The 15,183-nt window shown below is 61.1% G+C and carries 15 protein-coding genes and 1 pseudogene; 9 read left to right on the top strand and 7 right to left on the bottom strand.

The features are described 5' to 3' along the window. Positions 1–21: 21 nt before the first annotated feature. The 3 genes from shn_RS34265 to rfbA form a co-directional block, all read right to left on the bottom strand. Complete coding sequence (locus shn_RS34265) at positions 22–849, bottom strand: hypothetical protein (protein ID WP_145926166.1); 828 nt, start codon at positions 847–849, stop codon at positions 22–24. A gap of 81 nt (positions 850–930) precedes the next feature. Next, on the bottom strand, positions 931–1,485 hold the full coding sequence (gene rfbC, locus shn_RS34260) for a dTDP-4-dehydrorhamnose 3,5-epimerase (protein WP_064334883.1): 555 nt from the start codon (positions 1,483–1,485) through the stop codon (positions 931–933). Beyond that, a complete protein-coding gene (gene rfbA, locus shn_RS34255; protein WP_064334882.1) occupies positions 1,482–2,366 on the bottom strand; it encodes a glucose-1-phosphate thymidylyltransferase RfbA in 885 nt (294 codons plus the stop codon). Before rfbA ends, rfbC begins: the two co-directional genes overlap by 4 nt. Positions 2,367–2,554: 188 nt before the next feature. On the opposite strand from rfbA, the gene rfbB reads away from it, so the two are divergent. Genes rfbB through shn_RS34240 form a run of 3 tightly spaced genes read left to right on the top strand, consistent with a single transcriptional unit; the run spans position 2,555 to position 5,879 of the window. Further along, positions 2,555–3,607 (top strand): dTDP-glucose 4,6-dehydratase, encoded by a 1,053-nt coding sequence (rfbB, locus tag shn_RS34250; protein WP_064334881.1) that lies wholly within the window; start codon positions 2,555–2,557, stop codon positions 3,605–3,607. 21 nt (positions 3,608–3,628) lie between these two features. Then, positions 3,629–4,531 (top strand): dTDP-4-dehydrorhamnose reductase, encoded by a 903-nt coding sequence (gene rfbD, locus shn_RS34245; RefSeq protein WP_064334880.1) that lies wholly within the window; start codon positions 3,629–3,631, stop codon positions 4,529–4,531. Between the two features lie 13 nt (positions 4,532–4,544). Continuing rightward, positions 4,545–5,879, top strand: coding sequence for a hypothetical protein (locus shn_RS34240; RefSeq protein WP_064334879.1), 1,335 nt, complete (start codon positions 4,545–4,547; stop codon positions 5,877–5,879). A gap of 34 nt (positions 5,880–5,913) precedes the next feature. Here the strand turns inward: shn_RS34240 and shn_RS34235 are convergent, their stop codons facing one another. Together shn_RS34235 and shn_RS34230 are read right to left on the bottom strand one after the other, a co-directional pair. Then, positions 5,914–6,915, bottom strand: a complete 1,002-nt coding sequence (locus shn_RS34235) for a class I SAM-dependent methyltransferase (RefSeq protein WP_145926165.1) — start codon at positions 6,913–6,915, stop codon at positions 5,914–5,916. A gap of 123 nt (positions 6,916–7,038) precedes the next feature. Continuing rightward, positions 7,039–7,968: a M23 family metallopeptidase gene (locus tag shn_RS34230; protein ID WP_064334916.1), complete on the bottom strand. Its 930-nt coding sequence runs from the start codon at positions 7,966–7,968 to the stop codon at positions 7,039–7,041. 176 nt (positions 7,969–8,144) lie between these two features. Here shn_RS34230 and shn_RS34225 point away from each other — a divergent pair, with 176 nt between their 5' ends. From shn_RS34225 to shn_RS37750, 6 genes and pseudogenes are all read left to right on the top strand, one after another. Next, positions 8,145–9,863 (top strand): beta-1,6-N-acetylglucosaminyltransferase, encoded by a 1,719-nt coding sequence (locus shn_RS34225; protein ID WP_084438759.1) that lies wholly within the window; start codon positions 8,145–8,147, stop codon positions 9,861–9,863. After that, a complete protein-coding gene (locus shn_RS34220) occupies positions 9,856–10,869 on the top strand; it encodes a glycosyltransferase family 2 protein (protein ID WP_168169025.1) in 1,014 nt (337 codons plus the stop codon). The genes shn_RS34225 and shn_RS34220 overlap by 8 nt, the downstream gene beginning before the upstream one ends. Further along, complete coding sequence (locus tag shn_RS37355; RefSeq protein WP_064334876.1) at positions 10,869–11,315, top strand: hypothetical protein; 447 nt, start codon at positions 10,869–10,871, stop codon at positions 11,313–11,315. The genes shn_RS34220 and shn_RS37355 overlap by 1 nt, the downstream gene beginning before the upstream one ends. Before the next feature lie 83 nt (positions 11,316–11,398). Beyond that, a complete protein-coding gene (istA, locus tag shn_RS34210; protein ID WP_137901995.1) occupies positions 11,399–12,910 on the top strand; it encodes an IS21 family transposase in 1,512 nt (503 codons plus the stop codon). Between the two features lie 14 nt (positions 12,911–12,924). Then, positions 12,925–13,668, top strand: coding sequence for an IS21-like element helper ATPase IstB (gene istB, locus shn_RS34205; protein WP_064334874.1), 744 nt, complete (start codon positions 12,925–12,927; stop codon positions 13,666–13,668). A 222-nt stretch (positions 13,669–13,890) separates the two neighbouring features. After that, positions 13,891–14,097: pseudogene (locus shn_RS37750) on the top strand (CatB-related O-acetyltransferase); the annotation flags it as partial. Between the two features lie 415 nt (positions 14,098–14,512). On the opposite strand, the gene shn_RS34195 reads toward shn_RS37750, so the two are convergent. Next, positions 14,513–14,833 carry a HigA family addiction module antitoxin gene (locus shn_RS34195; protein ID WP_064334872.1) on the bottom strand — a complete coding sequence of 107 codons (321 nt, stop codon included), beginning with the start codon at positions 14,831–14,833 and terminating at the stop codon, positions 14,513–14,515. Between the two features lie 27 nt (positions 14,834–14,860). Beyond that, on the bottom strand, positions 14,861–15,142 hold the full coding sequence (locus shn_RS34190; RefSeq protein WP_064334871.1) for a type II toxin-antitoxin system RelE/ParE family toxin: 282 nt from the start codon (positions 15,140–15,142) through the stop codon (positions 14,861–14,863). Between the last annotated feature and the right edge of the window lie 41 nt (positions 15,143–15,183).

The following is a 15,183-nucleotide window of genomic DNA, read 5'->3' as shown; positions in this document are numbered from 1 at the left end:
GCGCGCAGCGGTTCGGATCGTTCAGGCGAGGAGCAATAAATCCGGCAGGAGATACATCGACAAGGCGAGGCAAAGCGCCCGCCAGGCATCCAGCTTGTCGAGATCGTACCTGGCCTTGCAGTCCCGCTGCCATGTCACGCCGCGTTTGACGACCTTGGCGGGCACGCCGGCAATGACCGTGCCGCTTTCGAGAAACGGCTTGGCGACAAAGGATTTGGCCCCGACCACATTGTCATCGGCGATTTTCACGCCCTTGCCGACCAACACGCCGAGCCCCATCCAGACATGGGCGCCGATTTCGACCGGGCCCGGCAGATTGATACGCTTGCCGGTTTCACGGCTGACCAGGGCATGCGAGTCCGTCGTGCGGATCTCGACCTGTCGGGAAAAAAGACAGTCCCTGCCGATTTTCACAAAGCCGCCCTCTTGGCAAAGGAGACGGACATCGCGCGCTTTTGTACCGGCGCCGATCTCGACGCGCTGCTCCTCGCCCTTGATAAGAATGTGCCCGCCAAGAGTGACGCGGTTGCCGATCGAGATCGTGTTGCTGGCGCCCTCGACGATGATCCGGACATTCATGGTGACGTTGTCGCCAATGATGATCCGATGACCGTTGCCCTTGATGCGGATCGCGCCGCGGATGCGCGATCCGGCGCCGACCGTGATCACATTGTCCTTGCCCTGGACGGCAAGCTTGCTGACGAGCGTCCCAGTCTCGCAAACGTTCAACACGACACCTTCAGGTGGCTTTTCTTCCTGTCGCGGTGGCGCATCGACTGGAGGGGGAGCAGGAGCCGGCCGCGTTACGGCGGGCCGTTTGGCCTTGCGCATTCTGAGGAACTGGAACATTGAGCCTCACTCTAAAGCAGGGCAAGCCTATATGGGCCTTCAATGCTTGGAAAGTGGGGGCGGCAGCCGTTGCCGCCGGCATCAGGGGAAGACATCCGCCTCGGCCAGATGGCGGGCCGCAAGGTCCTTTTCCGATAGCTGGAGGTCCACGGATGCGATCGGCCAGTCGATGGCGATATCCGGATCGTCATAGCGGATCGACCGGTCATGCTCCGGGGAATAGTAGTCCGTCACCTTGTAGACGACCTCGGTATTCTCGGCGAGCGTGACGAAACCGTGGGCAAAACCCTTGGGGACGAGAAGCTGGTTCCATTTTTCGGCCGACAGCTCGACGCCGACCCAACGGGAGAATGTCGGCGATCCGCGACGGATATCGACCGCCACGTCGAAAATGGCGCCGCGCACCACGCGAACAAGCTTGTCCTGCGCGCGGGGGGGAAGCTGGTAGTGCAGCCCGCGCAGCACGCCGCGCCGGCCGGAAAGGGAATGATTGTCCTGAACGAAGACGAGATCGACACCGGCTTCAGCAAGACGCGCCGCATTATAGGTTTCGGAGAAGAAACCGCGCGCATCACCGAAACAGGCGGGCACGATCTCGAGAACGCCTTCGAGGCCGGTTGGGCGGATATCGCTCATGGCGTTCCCATTTCCCCCGCTCGCCGGCGCAGATAGGCGCCATATTCGCTGCGCCCCATCTGTTCGGCGCGCGCCAGCATCTTCTCGATCGGCAGCCAGCCCATTTCCACCGCGATCTCCTCCGGGCAGGCGATCTTGATGCCCTGTCGGTGCTCGATGGTGCGCACGAAGGCCGAGGCCTCGTGCAGGCTGTCGAGGGTTCCCGTGTCGAGCCAGGCATAGCCGCGGCCGAGTTGCTTCACATGCAGCGTGCCGCGCTCCAGATAGATGCTGTTGACGGTGGTGATCTCCAGTTCCCCCCGGGCGGAAGGGGTGATGGAGGCGGCAATGTCGACGACGTCGTTGTCGTAGAAATAAAGCCCGGTCACGGCCCAGCTCGATTTCGGAACAGCGGGCTTTTCCTCGATCGACAGCGCCTTGCCATCCCCATCAAAGGCCACGACGCCGTAGCGTTGCGGGTCGTTGACATAGTAGGCGAAGACGGACGCCCCGCTGTCACGCGTCGCCGCCTGCCGGCAGAGATCCGAGAGGCCTTCGCCAAAGAAGATATTGTCGCCCAGCACCATGGCGACCGGGGAGGAGCCGATGAATTCTCGGCCGATGATGAAGGCCTCGGCGAGCCCGTTCGGTTGCGGCTGCACGGCATAGGAAAGCGCGATGCCGAAATCAGATCCGTCCCCGAGAAGCTCCTGGAAGAGCGGTAAGTCCCGTGGTGTGGAGATGATCAGGATCTCGCGAATGCCGGCGAGCATCAGCACGCTGAGCGGATAATAGATCATCGGCTTGTCGTAGATCGGCAGGATCTGCTTTGAGACCGCGATGGTCAGCGGATAGAGCCGCGTGCCGCTGCCTCCTGCCAGTATAATGCCCTTGAATGCCATGCGATGATCGCTCTCCAATATGCGAAGGTTTGATCGAACTTGCATGGAAGGCGAAGGTGTTGCAACACCCGCGCGAAGACTTCCCCCGAAGGACGATACCCGTCCTTGCCCGCAAGGCGGCGCATCGGCTAAGGTCGCGCCGTCGCAGCCCGGAAAAAATAACGGGCCGAAACAACAGGAAAGCCTTTATGCGTGTAGTCGTTACCGGCGGAGCCGGCTTCATCGGATCGGCCGTGGTCCGGTATCTGGTGCTGGACAAGGGCTATGAGGTCCTGAATATCGACAAGCTTACCTATGCCGGCACGGAGACCTCGCTGACGGCGGTGAGCGACAAGCCCGGCTATCACTTCCTGAAGGCGGATATCTGCGATCGGGAAGCCGTATCGCGAGCGCTTTTCGATTTCCGGCCGGACCGGATCATGCATCTGGCGGCCGAAAGCCATGTCGATCGTTCGATCAACGGCGCGCAGGACTTCATCCATACGAACATCGTCGGCACCTTTATCCTGCTGGAATGCGCCAGGGCCTATTGGAGCGGCCTTGCGCCAGAGCGAAAGGATGCCTTCCGCTTCCTGCATGTCTCGACCGACGAGGTCTACGGCTCGCTCGGCGAACAGGGGCTCTTCACCGAGGAAACGGCCTACGACCCGAGCTCGCCCTATTCGGCCTCCAAGGCGGCCTCCGACCACCTCGCCAAGGCCTGGGAGCGCACCTACGGCCTGCCGGTGGTGGTTTCCAACTGCTCCAACAATTACGGCCCCTATCACTTCCCCGAAAAGCTGATCCCGTTGATCGTGCTCAACGCGCTGGAAGGCAAGGCGCTTCCCGTCTACGGCAACGGCACGAATGTGCGCGACTGGCTCTATGTCGAGGACCATGCCCGGGCGCTGGACCTCATCGCCGAGCGCGGGCGCGTCGGCGAGACCTACAATGTCGGCGGCCGCAACGAGTGGCGCAACATCGATGTCGTGACGCGGATCTGCGACCTGATGGATGGATTGCGGCCGAAAGCGGCCTCGCACCGGGGCCTCATCACCCACGTGACAGATCGGCCGGGGCATGATGTCCGATATGCCATCGATGCCACCCGGCTGGAGACGGAACTCGGTTGGCGGGCGCAGGAAACGTTCGATACCGGCATCGAGAAGACGGTGCGTTGGTATCTCGACAATGAATGGTGGTGGAGGCCCCTGCGGGAGCGCTATTGCGGAGCGCGCCTCGGGCTTCCGGCCAATCCTTGAAGAGGCGGTGAGGAAACCGACATGAGGCGCCTAGTCGTCACTGGCCGAGAAGGGCAGGTCGTCCGCTCGCTCCTGGAGCGAGGGCAAGGGGCATTTGAGATCGTGGCGCTGGGGCGCCCGGACCTCGACCTTTGCCAGCCGGAGCGGATCGAACCGGCGTTGCGACAGGCGCAGCCCGACGTGATCGTCTCGGCGGCGGCCTATACGGCCGTGGACCGTGCGGAAAGCGACGAGGAAACCGCCTATAGGGTCAATGCGGTCGCGCCGGGAGAGATCGCGGCTGCGGCCGCGCGGCTCGATGTGCCCGTCATCCATCTATCCACCGATTACGTTTTCGATGGCAACAAGTTGGCGCCCTATCTGGAAACCGACCCCGTCGGTCCAGCAAGCGCTTATGGTCGCACCAAGCTTGCCGGCGAGCGCGCTGTGGCAGACGCCACGGATAACCATGTTATTCTGCGCACTGCCTGGGTCTATAGCCCCTTCGGCAGGAATTTCCTGAAAACCATGCTGCATCTCGCCGAAAGCCGTGACCACATCAACGTAGTCGACGACCAAACAGGCAATCCGACCTCCGCGCTCGATATCGCCGACGCCATCCTCACGGTCGCCGGCAATGTCCTTGCAAGCGAGGCGGCCCCTCTTCGCGGTCTCTTTCACATGACGGGATCCGGCGAGGCCAGCTGGGCGGATTTCGCGACGGAAATCCTCACCGTCTCCGCCCATCATAACGGCCCGACCGCCACCATCGGCCGCATTCCCTCCAGCGCCTATCCGACCCCGGCCCGCCGGCCGGCAAATTCCCGGCTCGATTGCGAAAAGCTGGAAGAGGCGCATGGTGTCCGTCTGCGCGACTGGAGAAAGGCGACGGCCGAAACGGTGACGCAGCTTGTCAGGGAAAGTGCTGCGGGCAAAAGCTTGTAATGATGGAGGTTCAATGACTGCTCTCGATCAGGACGTGTCCACGCTGATCGGATGCTATTCCAATACGGAGGATCCGGTTTCGACGGATTCCAGCCTCGATGCACATCGAGCCTTCGCCGATCAGATATTGACCTTCGGTGCTGCCACGCGCCGCGGCATCCATATGCCGATGCTGAGGCAATACCTTCTTGAGAACGTGCCGGCTGCCGCATCCGCTGCGATGACACCGCAAAGCCTGACGGAGCTGTTCTGGTTTCTGTTCTCGCAGAAGGCATGGGAGAAGATCGACTGGCTGTCGAGAACGGTAGATCTTGGGGGGCTTCCCGAGCATGTCGCCGATCTGTGCTTCCTGGCTTTCTATCGGATGCAGAAGGACCGCTTGATGAGCGGGAAGGGCGCGCTGGACTTCAAGCGAAATGCCGACGCCATCCGCAAGCGCCTTGCCGATGCCTGGCCGGATGCCCGAATGCGCCATGAAGCCTATGCGGCGATGGCGCTGCATGTCACGGGCGCGACTGACGATGCGCGGAGGATGTTCTCCACGCTCGACGGATCCATCTTCATCGAACCTTTTGCCGGCATAGCGAGCGTCCTGATGCCCACGGATGTGGCCGCCGGTCCGGACGGCGATGCGCTTGAAATCGTTCCGTGCCGCGCGAAGCATGTGACCCTTGTTTCACTGGACAGGACATATTTTGAGAAATTCGCCTTCTTGGCGGCACGCAGATATGCACGGACCAATGCTTCCAACGGGCTCCACTTCCACTGCGTGGGCTTCGATCCTCGCGAGTCGATCGCCGGTTGGAAATTACCAGTCTCGCTCGGCGTGACGATCGACCGGGAAGACATGCATATGCTCGGTCTCCGCCAGCAGCGCGGCTATTTCGCCGGCGCACGTTTCCTGCATCTTTCCCGATATGTCGACCTCTATCAATCGGTGTTCGTCGCCGATGTCGATGGGCATGTCGCAAGGGACGTGGCCATGATGGCCGAGGAACACCGGGACGCGGACATCGTCCTGACGACGAAGCTTCTCGACCGGGGCCGGGACATAACGCGCCTTCCCTGGGAGGCCGTCAGCGCCGGTTCGCTCCTCGTTCGCGCCACTGCCGGTGGTCGGGAATTTGCCCGGCGGTTGGGGACCTATCTGCATGCCGTCGTTCAAAACGGCAAGGCCCTGGGACGCCCGATCTGGTATGCCGATCAGGCGGCCCTGTTCTATTGCTGGCACGATGCGCCCGACGATATCCGTTTCTCGACCTTCACGAAATTCGCCTTCGTCCAACGGGGATCCTGGCAGCTTTTTGAAGGAGAGCGCGAGCGGCTGGAATTCCTGGCCACCGATTGAGCGCTCCGCCGGCGCCCTTGCATAGTGAAATGCGTCAGTCGCGTCGGACGATATAGAGGTCGTGGCGGTTTCCGGTTCGGCCGACGGAGCGGCTTACGATGGAAAGTCCCTCGGGAAGCATCGTCTTCAAATAGTCTGGAGAGACGAACATCAATCCCCAGTGCGCAGTATCGGCATTCTCGATCAGATGCAGGTCCGGCTGATATCCGACCTCCTTGAAGGCCTGGAAATAATAGCCCTTGTCCTGATAGGTCTTCACCAGATCGAGAAGGAAACCGTCCCGGGTCCATTTCTCATGGCCCGTATAGCGATCATAGCGCGGGCTGGGAATGTCGAGGAGGATGCGGGACGCAACATCATGCGGACCATGGGTGGAGAACAAGAAGTGACCGCCCTTCTTCAGGATGCGCTGCATTTCCGCCAACCAGCGGCGGCCGGCAGAGGGCGAGAAATGCGTCCAGATGCTCTTGGCGATGACGATGTCGAATTGCCCGTCGTCGAACGGAAGGGGTGGATTCTGGTTGCTGACGACGGCGCTTGCACCTTTCACATTCGCATTGAGCCAGTCGATCGAAGCCTGCGCGGGATCCGCACCGAACAGCTCAAGCTCCGAGCCGAACGCCCGCCGCAGGACGGCAAGGTTGCGCCCCGAACTGCATCCGAAATCGAGCAATGTTCCCTTGGTCGCGATACCGGCCGCCTGCAGCTCGTCGAGAACCATATCGGTATTCTTGAAGTCATAGAATATCCGGTATTGCCCCGGGACGAAATGGATGTCGGAGGGCGGAATCTCTATCCCGAGGTCGGCCGCAACCCGCTGATCGCGTGATGCCTTCATGACCCACTTGCTCAACCGGCTATGCGGATGGCCGTCGGCATCCGGCTTGACCAGGCGTTCGTCGGCGAGGATTTCGGCAAGGATACGCTCGCAAGCCGGGGAGCGCCGCGGATGCATGTCCCGGCAAAGAGAGCCATCTGCCTCGCGTACGATTTCCGCGGAGTGATCTTTGAGAAATTCTTCGAATGCTGCTTCCACTATCTCTCTCCAGGCATCTCCAAGTGGGTCACCAATAACCGCAGAAAATTGCGATGGCCAGTTGTGTTTGCCTGATGTCTGGAAAACTTGAGCGTGAATATTTTTCTCTTTCAAGGCGGCCGCTCAGTGGACAGAAACGGCAGAGCTGGAAGCTTTCACGATCTGCCCGCCCTGCAGAACAGAAATGTCGACCTGGTAATCGCCAGCGGGAAGTGGGCGTTTGCGGCCGGCAAAGACCGAGAAGGTTGCCTTGTCGCGGTCGAGTGGCTTGCCCGTATTGTCGATGACGACATTGCCCTTTGCATCCTTCAGGACGATCCTGACCGCATCGCCTTTCCGGAGATTGGCGAACCAGGCCCAGGCGACGAACAGGTCGTCGCTCGAGGACAGCGACGGCGGCGGGCCGTCCTGGACGAGGGCCTGGTGATCGACCGGCTTTCCGGCAAGGCCGGAGGAGAGGATTTCCGGCTTTGCCAGATCGAGCTTTTCGACGATGTCGGAGGAAAAGAGCGAGGCGTCCTGCCGGAATTCTGACGTGCAGCCCTCCGAAAGCTTCCGTCCCGTCAAGGGGTCGAGGGGCTCGTCATTTCGGGACACTGTGATGTGGACATGGGGAAACTGGGCAAGGCCAGAGGCGCCGATCTCTCCAAGCCGCTCACCCTTGCGCACATCCGTTCCCGGCCTTACCGCAAGGCTTCCCTTGCGCAGATGGCAATATTGCACTTCGTAGCCATCCTCTATCTGCATGACCAAGCCGTTGCCACATTCCTTCCCGGCAATCCTTGCCCTGTCCTCCTCGCTCTCGACGAGATGGTCGGTCTCTCCATCGCGCACACGCAGGACCTTGCCGTCCCCGACCGCGATCACGGGATAGCCCTTCTCCATGTCTTTCAGGGAAAGGATCCTGAGATCCGTCCCCTTGTGGCCATCATAGGACTGGCTGCCGCAAAGGGGATCGGCAACGCCGCTGCCGGCATCCATGTCCGGATATTGCTGCATGAAGCATGTCTTGCCGAGCTCGCATTCGGCCGGCAGGCCAAGTTCAATCGCCATGGCATGGGGAGCAAGAAAAAGCGGGAGAAGCACGGACGACGCCAAGGAGCAGGGAATGTTTCGCAACGGACTTTCCTGACTGGAAGGATGGATCGGACCCAACCGGCAGGCGGGGCACCGGTTGACTGCCGGGTTGGCGAAGCTCTACCTAGCAGGCGCAAGGAGACAGGCGGATTATGGCCATTTTAGCGTTCGTATTGATAGCGCATGAGCCGGCGGACATCGTCGGAAAATCGATCGACATGCTGCTGGCGGCTGATGACACGTGCTTCGTCACGGTCCATTACGACCTGAATTCTTCCTCCGCCCATTTTGGCGAACTCAAGCGGCGTTACGTGGCAAACGGCCGGGTACTCCTCGTCGAGGACAGGGTTCGCTGCGGCTGGGGCCAGTTCGGTCTGGTCGACGGCACGGTCCGTGCGCTTCGTCTTCTCGCCGCATGCGGCAAGACCTATAGCCATGCCTATCTGGTCAGCTGCTCCTGCTGGCCGATCCGCCCGCTTGCCGAGCTGCGTCAATTTCTCGATCACAACGACACGGTCGATTTCATCGAAAGCCATGACGACGGCTGGATAACGGGCGGCCTGCGGGAGGAGCGCTATACGCTGCGCCACCCCTTCAGCTTCACCCGGCAGCGACGCCTGTTCGAGGCAAGCGTCAACCTTCAGCGCAAGCTGAGAATCAGGCGGCACATTCCGGCGGGGCTCAAGCCGCGCTACGGCTCACAATGGTGGTGCCTGCGCCGCGAAACGGTCGACAAGATCCTCACATGGGTTGCGGGCAATCCGGCCGCCTACCGATTTTATCGGTCGGTCTGGATCCCGGACGAGACCTTCTTCCAGACAGTCCTGCACGCTGTCGGAGGCGGCCCAGCGCCGGGCGGCTATATCCCGACCCTCTACACCTTCAATGTGCACGGCAAGCCGATCGTCTTTTACGACGATCATCTCGAATGGCTTCAGCAGCAGCCCTACTTCTTCGCACGGAAAGTGGCGCATAGTGCAGACCATTGCAGGACCGCGCTACAGGCGCGGGCCGGATCATCCCCCCAATCGGCCGACAGCATGATCACGGCCATTCCGAAAATGGTGCGCGCCATGCCGGCAATCAGAACCAGGCCGCAATACGGTCAGCTCTTCGAGCCCTGCTCCGGCATTCGGAACTGGGCGGTCAATCTTGAGGCGCTCAACCGGCCGAGCGTGATCCTCTACGGCCCGCCAGAGCTGACGCGGCTCGCGGGAGAAATCCTCAGCGCCGCGGAGGGGCTTACCGTGCTGGGCCGGCTGTTCCGGGCGGGACGGATCGAATTCCAGGCCGGAGAGATGGATCTTCTCGGACTGCAGGCCGAGGACGTGACGCTTCGCGATTACGATCGGGCCCTTTTCCTTTCCCGCGTGCTCTCCCGCTGCGCACATCTGCCCGTCTTTGAACTCTGCCCCGGCGACGATGCGGCGCTGGAAAAACTCGCTTTGGAGACCGACGGCCCCTTCATCGTCCTGCCGCTTCTGCCAGGCGGGGCTATGCCGGCCTTTGGGCCGCTCTTCTGGTATCTCGCCCTTCCCGGGTCCTTACGCGCCGGGATCGATGCTGAAATAGAGCGCCCGGACCGCCTGCAATGCGCAAGGGACACGGCGGCCGAGCATTTTGGTCGGAAATATATGGCGGCCGTCGAGAAAAGGCTGTTCAGCGCTGCCGCCCAGGCAGGCAGCATCGTCCTCGCCGGAAAAGAGACGCCGATCGATCCGGATTGGCAGGCTTCGCTCCGCTTCCAGCACGGCGCGCGGATAGACCCCTTGCTTGCGGCGCTCGATGCGGTCGCCAAAGGCTTTGGCAAACAGGATTGGCGACAGCTTGCTCCGGCGCTTTCGGAACAGGCAGGGGCAACGCATGGCTAAGAAAAAGAAGTTCAAGAACCGCATCATCAGCAGCCATGCCTATAATTTCGTGCTGCGCCACTGGCAGAATATCCGGTTCGGCCGCCAGCTCCGTTGCGTCGCCAACCGTCTTCGCCCGGGCGACACTTGCATCCTCTTCAGCTGCATCCGCAACGAGATGCACCGGATCGATTTCTTCTACGCCTATTACAAGGCGCTTGGCGTCGATCATTTCGTCTTCGTCGACAACGGATCGACCGATGGCTTTCTCGAGTGGAGCGCCGGCAAGGCTGATGTCTCGGTCTGGCATACGCAGGCGGGTTACAAGAAGGCCGGCTTCGGCGTCTATTGGTGCAACTACCTTCTGGAGAAATACGGGACGGGGCGCCTGTGCGTGACGGTCGATCCGGACGAGTTCCTCGTCTATCCGCATATCGAAACTCGCACCATCAAGGATCTCGGCCAGCACCTGAAGGAGATCGGTCGTCCTTGCCTCAACGTCCTGATGATCGACGCCTATAGCGACCGGCCGGTCGACGAGACGGTCATGGCGCCCGGCGACAACCCCTTCGCGGTCTGCCCCTATTTCGACCGCGACGGCTATGTGCAGAAGCAGAACTATATGTCGGGCACTTTCGTCCAGGGCGGCCCGCGGCTGAGGGCCTTCAACCGCGACACGCCGAAAGAGGCGCCCGCGCTCAACAAGATGCCGGTCGTCTGGTGGGAGAAGCATTATCGCTACCAGAGCTCGGCGCACAGCATGTGGCCCTGGAAGCTCAATAGGACCATAACGAAGGCCGGCATTCCCGTATCTGGCGCCCTTTTCCATTTCAAGTTCGTCTCCTCCCTGCAGCAGAAGGTGGAGGAAGAAATGACGCGCCGGCAGCATTATGGCGGCAGCCGGGAATACAAGCGCTACCGGGACAATATCCGCAGTCCGCTTTATCTTGTCGGCGTGAGCGTGAAATACGAGAATGCCGACCAGCTCGTGCGGTTGGGCTTGATGAACCTCGGAGAATGGGTTTGATGCCACAGACGGCAAGGCCGGACGAGCTTCCGGACGGAGAGGGTGAGGCGCCTGAAGACCAGGCGTTCGAGCTCGAGGCGTTCGGAAGGAAGAACATCCACCTTCACCGCGTAAAACTCTGGCCGAAAACCCGCCTTCTCGTCGAAAGCCCCGTCTGGCTGGCCGGCAACATCACGATGCGCGGCTCGATCGGCGCCTATACGTTCCTGCGCGACGGCGTGCGGATAGCAGGCCAGGTCGCCCATATCGGCCGGTTCTGCTCCATCGCACCGGGCGTCGTGATCGGTGACAGCAATCATCCGACCGAATGGCTTTCGACCCATTCCTTCCAATGGGGTGCGGATTCCGACGTGAAGCCGGCCGGCATTCCGATCAATATCCGGCCACCGTTCCGATTTGAAGCCGGCCACGATTCCAATCAATTACCGGCCGGATTTCGGCACTAACGATCCCCTCTGGGTCAGCAACTTTGGCATCAAGCCTCCCGGTACACGAGGAGATTTTGATGCCGGCGAAGAGAAGGCTGACCATGAGACAATTACGACAGATGCTCCGGCTTGCCGGAAGTGGAACAAGTAGCCGCGAGATCGCGGTGATGCTCGGCGTTGCACGCAGCACCGTGCAGGATAATCTGAAGCGAGCAGCCATGGCGGGGCTGACCTGGCCATTGCCCGGAGAACTGACCGACGATGCGCTGGAGCATCGGCTTTTCGCCCGCGCCGGGGTCAAGCAGGGCCAACGGCGACGCCAGGAGCCTGATTGGGCTGAGCTCTCCATCGAGCTGAAGAAGCCGGGCGTCACGCTGCTGATCCTCTGGGAGGAATATCGCAGCGTCCATCCCGACGGATACGGCTATAGCCGCTTCTGCGAACTGTTCCGCGGCTTCGAGCAGCGCCTGTCGCCGACGATGCGCCAGGAGCATGCCGCTGGCGACAAGGCCTTCGTGGACTATTCCGGCAAGAGGGTGCCGATCATCGATCGCAAGACCGGCGAGGTTCGCGAGGCGGAACTGTTCGTCGGCGTGCTCGGCGCGTCGAGCTATACGTTCGCCGAGGCGACCTGGACCCAGACGCTCCCGGATTGGATCGGCTCGCACGTGCGCATGTTCGCCTTCTTCGGTGGCGTGCCCCGGCTGATCGTGCCGGACAACCTGAAGTCTGGCGTCAACCGCGCCAGCTTCCATGATCCCGAGATCAACCGCAGCTACGGCATGATGGCGTCCCACTACGGCGTCGGCGTCCTACCGGCCCGGCCACGCCGCCCGAAGGACAAGGCGAAGGTCGAGAACGCCGTGCGCTTTGCCCAGAGCTGCATTCTCGGACGCCTGCGCAAGCAGACCTTCTTCTCGCTCGCCGAGGCCAATGCCGCGATCGCCGAGGTGCTCGCGCGCATCAACGATCATGTCATGCGCCGGCTCGGCGTCAGCCGCCGGCACCTCTTCGAGACGGTCGAACGCCCGGCACTCGCAAGCCTGCCCATCGAAGACTACGAATTCGCCGAATGGCGCTTGGCGCGGGTCTCGACGGATTACCACGTCGAGTGCAAGAGCTTCTTCTATTCCGTCCCGCATGCCCTCATCCGCCAGCAGGTCGATATCCGGGCAACCGCCCGGATGATCGAGATATTCCATCGCGGCAAACGCGTTGCTGTGCATCAGCGCCGCTATGGCGGGCCGCGCTATGGAACAGACCCCGCTCACATGCCGAGCTCTCACCGCCGCTACGCCGAATGGACGCCGGAGCGCTTCCGGCGCTGGGGCGCGTCCATCGGTCCGCAGACCGAAGGGCTGATCATCGCCATCCTCGCCAGCCGGCCGCATCCGGAACAAGGTTTCAGAACATGCCTCGGCATCCTGCGCCTTTATCGCGACATCGGCCATGAGCGCGCCGAGGCCGTTTCGTCGCGCGCCGTCGAGATCGGCGGCCTGACCTGCAAGACCATTGCCTCGCTCATCGCCACCCACAAGGGCGCAAGGCATTCCACCGAACCTACCGCCGTCATGGAACACGCCAATCTGCGTGGCCCCGGCTACTTTCATTGAGGAGACAACTCACAATGCTGACCAACCCCACCATCGACATGCTGCGCGAGCTCGGCCTCTCCGGCATGGCGAGCGCGTATCACGAACTCGAGGCGCAACCGGAGGCGAGACAACTCGAGCACGGTGAATGGCTCACGATCTTGCTCGAACGGGAAACGACCACGCGCCGTCAGAAGCGTTTCGAGGCAAGGGCCCGTGCCGCGAAGCTCCGCCATGACGCCCAGATCGAGAACATCGACTTCCGCGCCGCCCGCGGCCTCGATCGCAACCTGTTCCTGAAGCTCGCCGGCTGTGATTGGATCAGGCAACATCACAGTCTCCTGCTGATCGGGCCCGCCGGCGTCGGCAAGAGCTGGCTGGCCTGCGCGCTCGGACACAAGGCATGCCGCGAGGACTTCTCCGTCGCCTATCATCGCCTGCCCAGGCTGTTCGCCACCCTTGCGCTCGCGCGCGGCGACGGCCGTTATCCCAAAGTTCTCAAGGCGCTCGCCCGAACCGACCTCCTCATCCTCGACGACTGGGGTCCGGAGAAGCTCAACGACGAGCAGCGTCGAGACCTCCTGGAAATCATCGAGGACCGCTACGAGAAGCGATCCACCATCGTCACCAGCCAAGTGCCTGTCGATCACTGGTACGACATGATCGGCAATCCGACGCTCGCCGATGCCATCCTCGACCGCCTCGTCCATAATGCCTACCGTATCGAACTGTCCGGTGAGAGCTTGCGAAAGCAGCGTCAGACACCAGCAGACGCTTGACCGCGCGGCAATCAGGAGCCATCAAACCAACGACCCAAGGGACCATCGACTGGCCGGCTTCAAATCGGAATGCTGGCCGGAATGAAATCGGAACAGGTGGCCGGCTTCGTTTCGGAATCAATGGCCGGCTTCATCGGAATACGCAAATGGGGTGAAGGAAGCTGGATTCCCTCGGAGGCGCTCACTCGATTCAACAGGCCTGTCGAGCGTAAGGGGCAGCGCACACTGATCGGAAACGATGTCTGGATCGGTGCCAACGCCATCATCCTACCGGGTATCGCGATAGGGGACGGAGCAATCATCGCTGCCGGTTCGGTCGTTTCTCGCGATGTGCCGCCCTATGCCATTGTCGGCGGCGTCCCGGCCCGGGTCATTCGGTACCGGTTTGATGAAACGACGATCGACCGTCTTATGAAGATCCGCTGGTGGCGCTTTTCGCTGGAAGGCCTTGCAGACATCCCCTTCAACGACATCCAAGTCACCTTGACGATGTTGGAAGAACGACGCGCCGCCAAGGCCTTGAGGGAGCCGGATCCGGTTCTTTACGTTGTGACCCCAGACGGAATCACGGATCTCGACGACCCCAAGGCCCTCGCCCTTTTCCGACGCAGGATCAAAGGCACCTCCCCCAAAGCGGTACCAGCACCGACGCCGGCGCCGGCGCCGATTGTAGAGAAAGGTATCTGGAAGCCAAAATTCAACTTGGAAAAATTCGGCCTATGGGGAGCCGCATTCCTCTCTGGCTTGCTCGCTAGTGCGCTCTGGGAATACTTATTTTAGCTAGTTCTTAGTTTTACCGCATGATCCGCCGCAAAGCCGCAGTCGCTTTGGTTAGAAATGCTCTTTAGGCGGCCTCCAAAGGCCGGGTGGATTTTGAGTCGAATTCTGGAATATTCTTCAGCTCGCCCGCGAGACCAGCAAGGGCGAGCTTGATATCGTAGCTTGCCTGCATGTTCATCCAGAACTCCGGCGTTGTCCTGAAGAATTTGGCAAGGCGCAGAGCCGTATCCGTGGTGACCGACGACTGCTCGGTTGCCAAGCGCTCGATGCGCGTACGCGGAACACCGAGCTTCTTGGCGAGTGCACCGGCGCTTAGGCCGAGCGGGACCAGGTATTCTTCACGGAGAATTTCGCCGGGATGAATCGGGGGGATAATGCTGGTCATCGTAAATCTCCATAGGCCACGACCGGATCAGTGGTAGTCGACAATCTCGACCTGTTCAGCACCGCCTTCGTTCCAGATGAAGCAGATACGCCACTGATCGTTGATCCGAATTGAATATTGACCCTGGCGATCGCCCTTAAGCGCCTCCAAGCGGTTGCCCGGAGGGCTACGCAGGTCATCCAAGACAATAGCATTCTCGATCATAGTCAACTTGCGAAGCGTTGCTCTGAGAATATCCGCCGGAAAGCCCTTTGGAATCTTCCCTGAGGCTACAGATTTAGTTTTAGCATTCTTATAGGAACGGATCACTGTCTACCTCACCACCAATGTATCATGCGGCGGTACATTGG

Source organism: Shinella sp. HZN7, from assembly GCF_001652565.1.
In the GTDB taxonomy this organism is placed as follows: Bacteria; Pseudomonadota; Alphaproteobacteria; order Rhizobiales; family Rhizobiaceae; genus Shinella; species Shinella granuli.
Note: the sequence above shows the minus strand (reverse complement) of the source record. Positions and strands in the feature narration are given on the sequence as shown.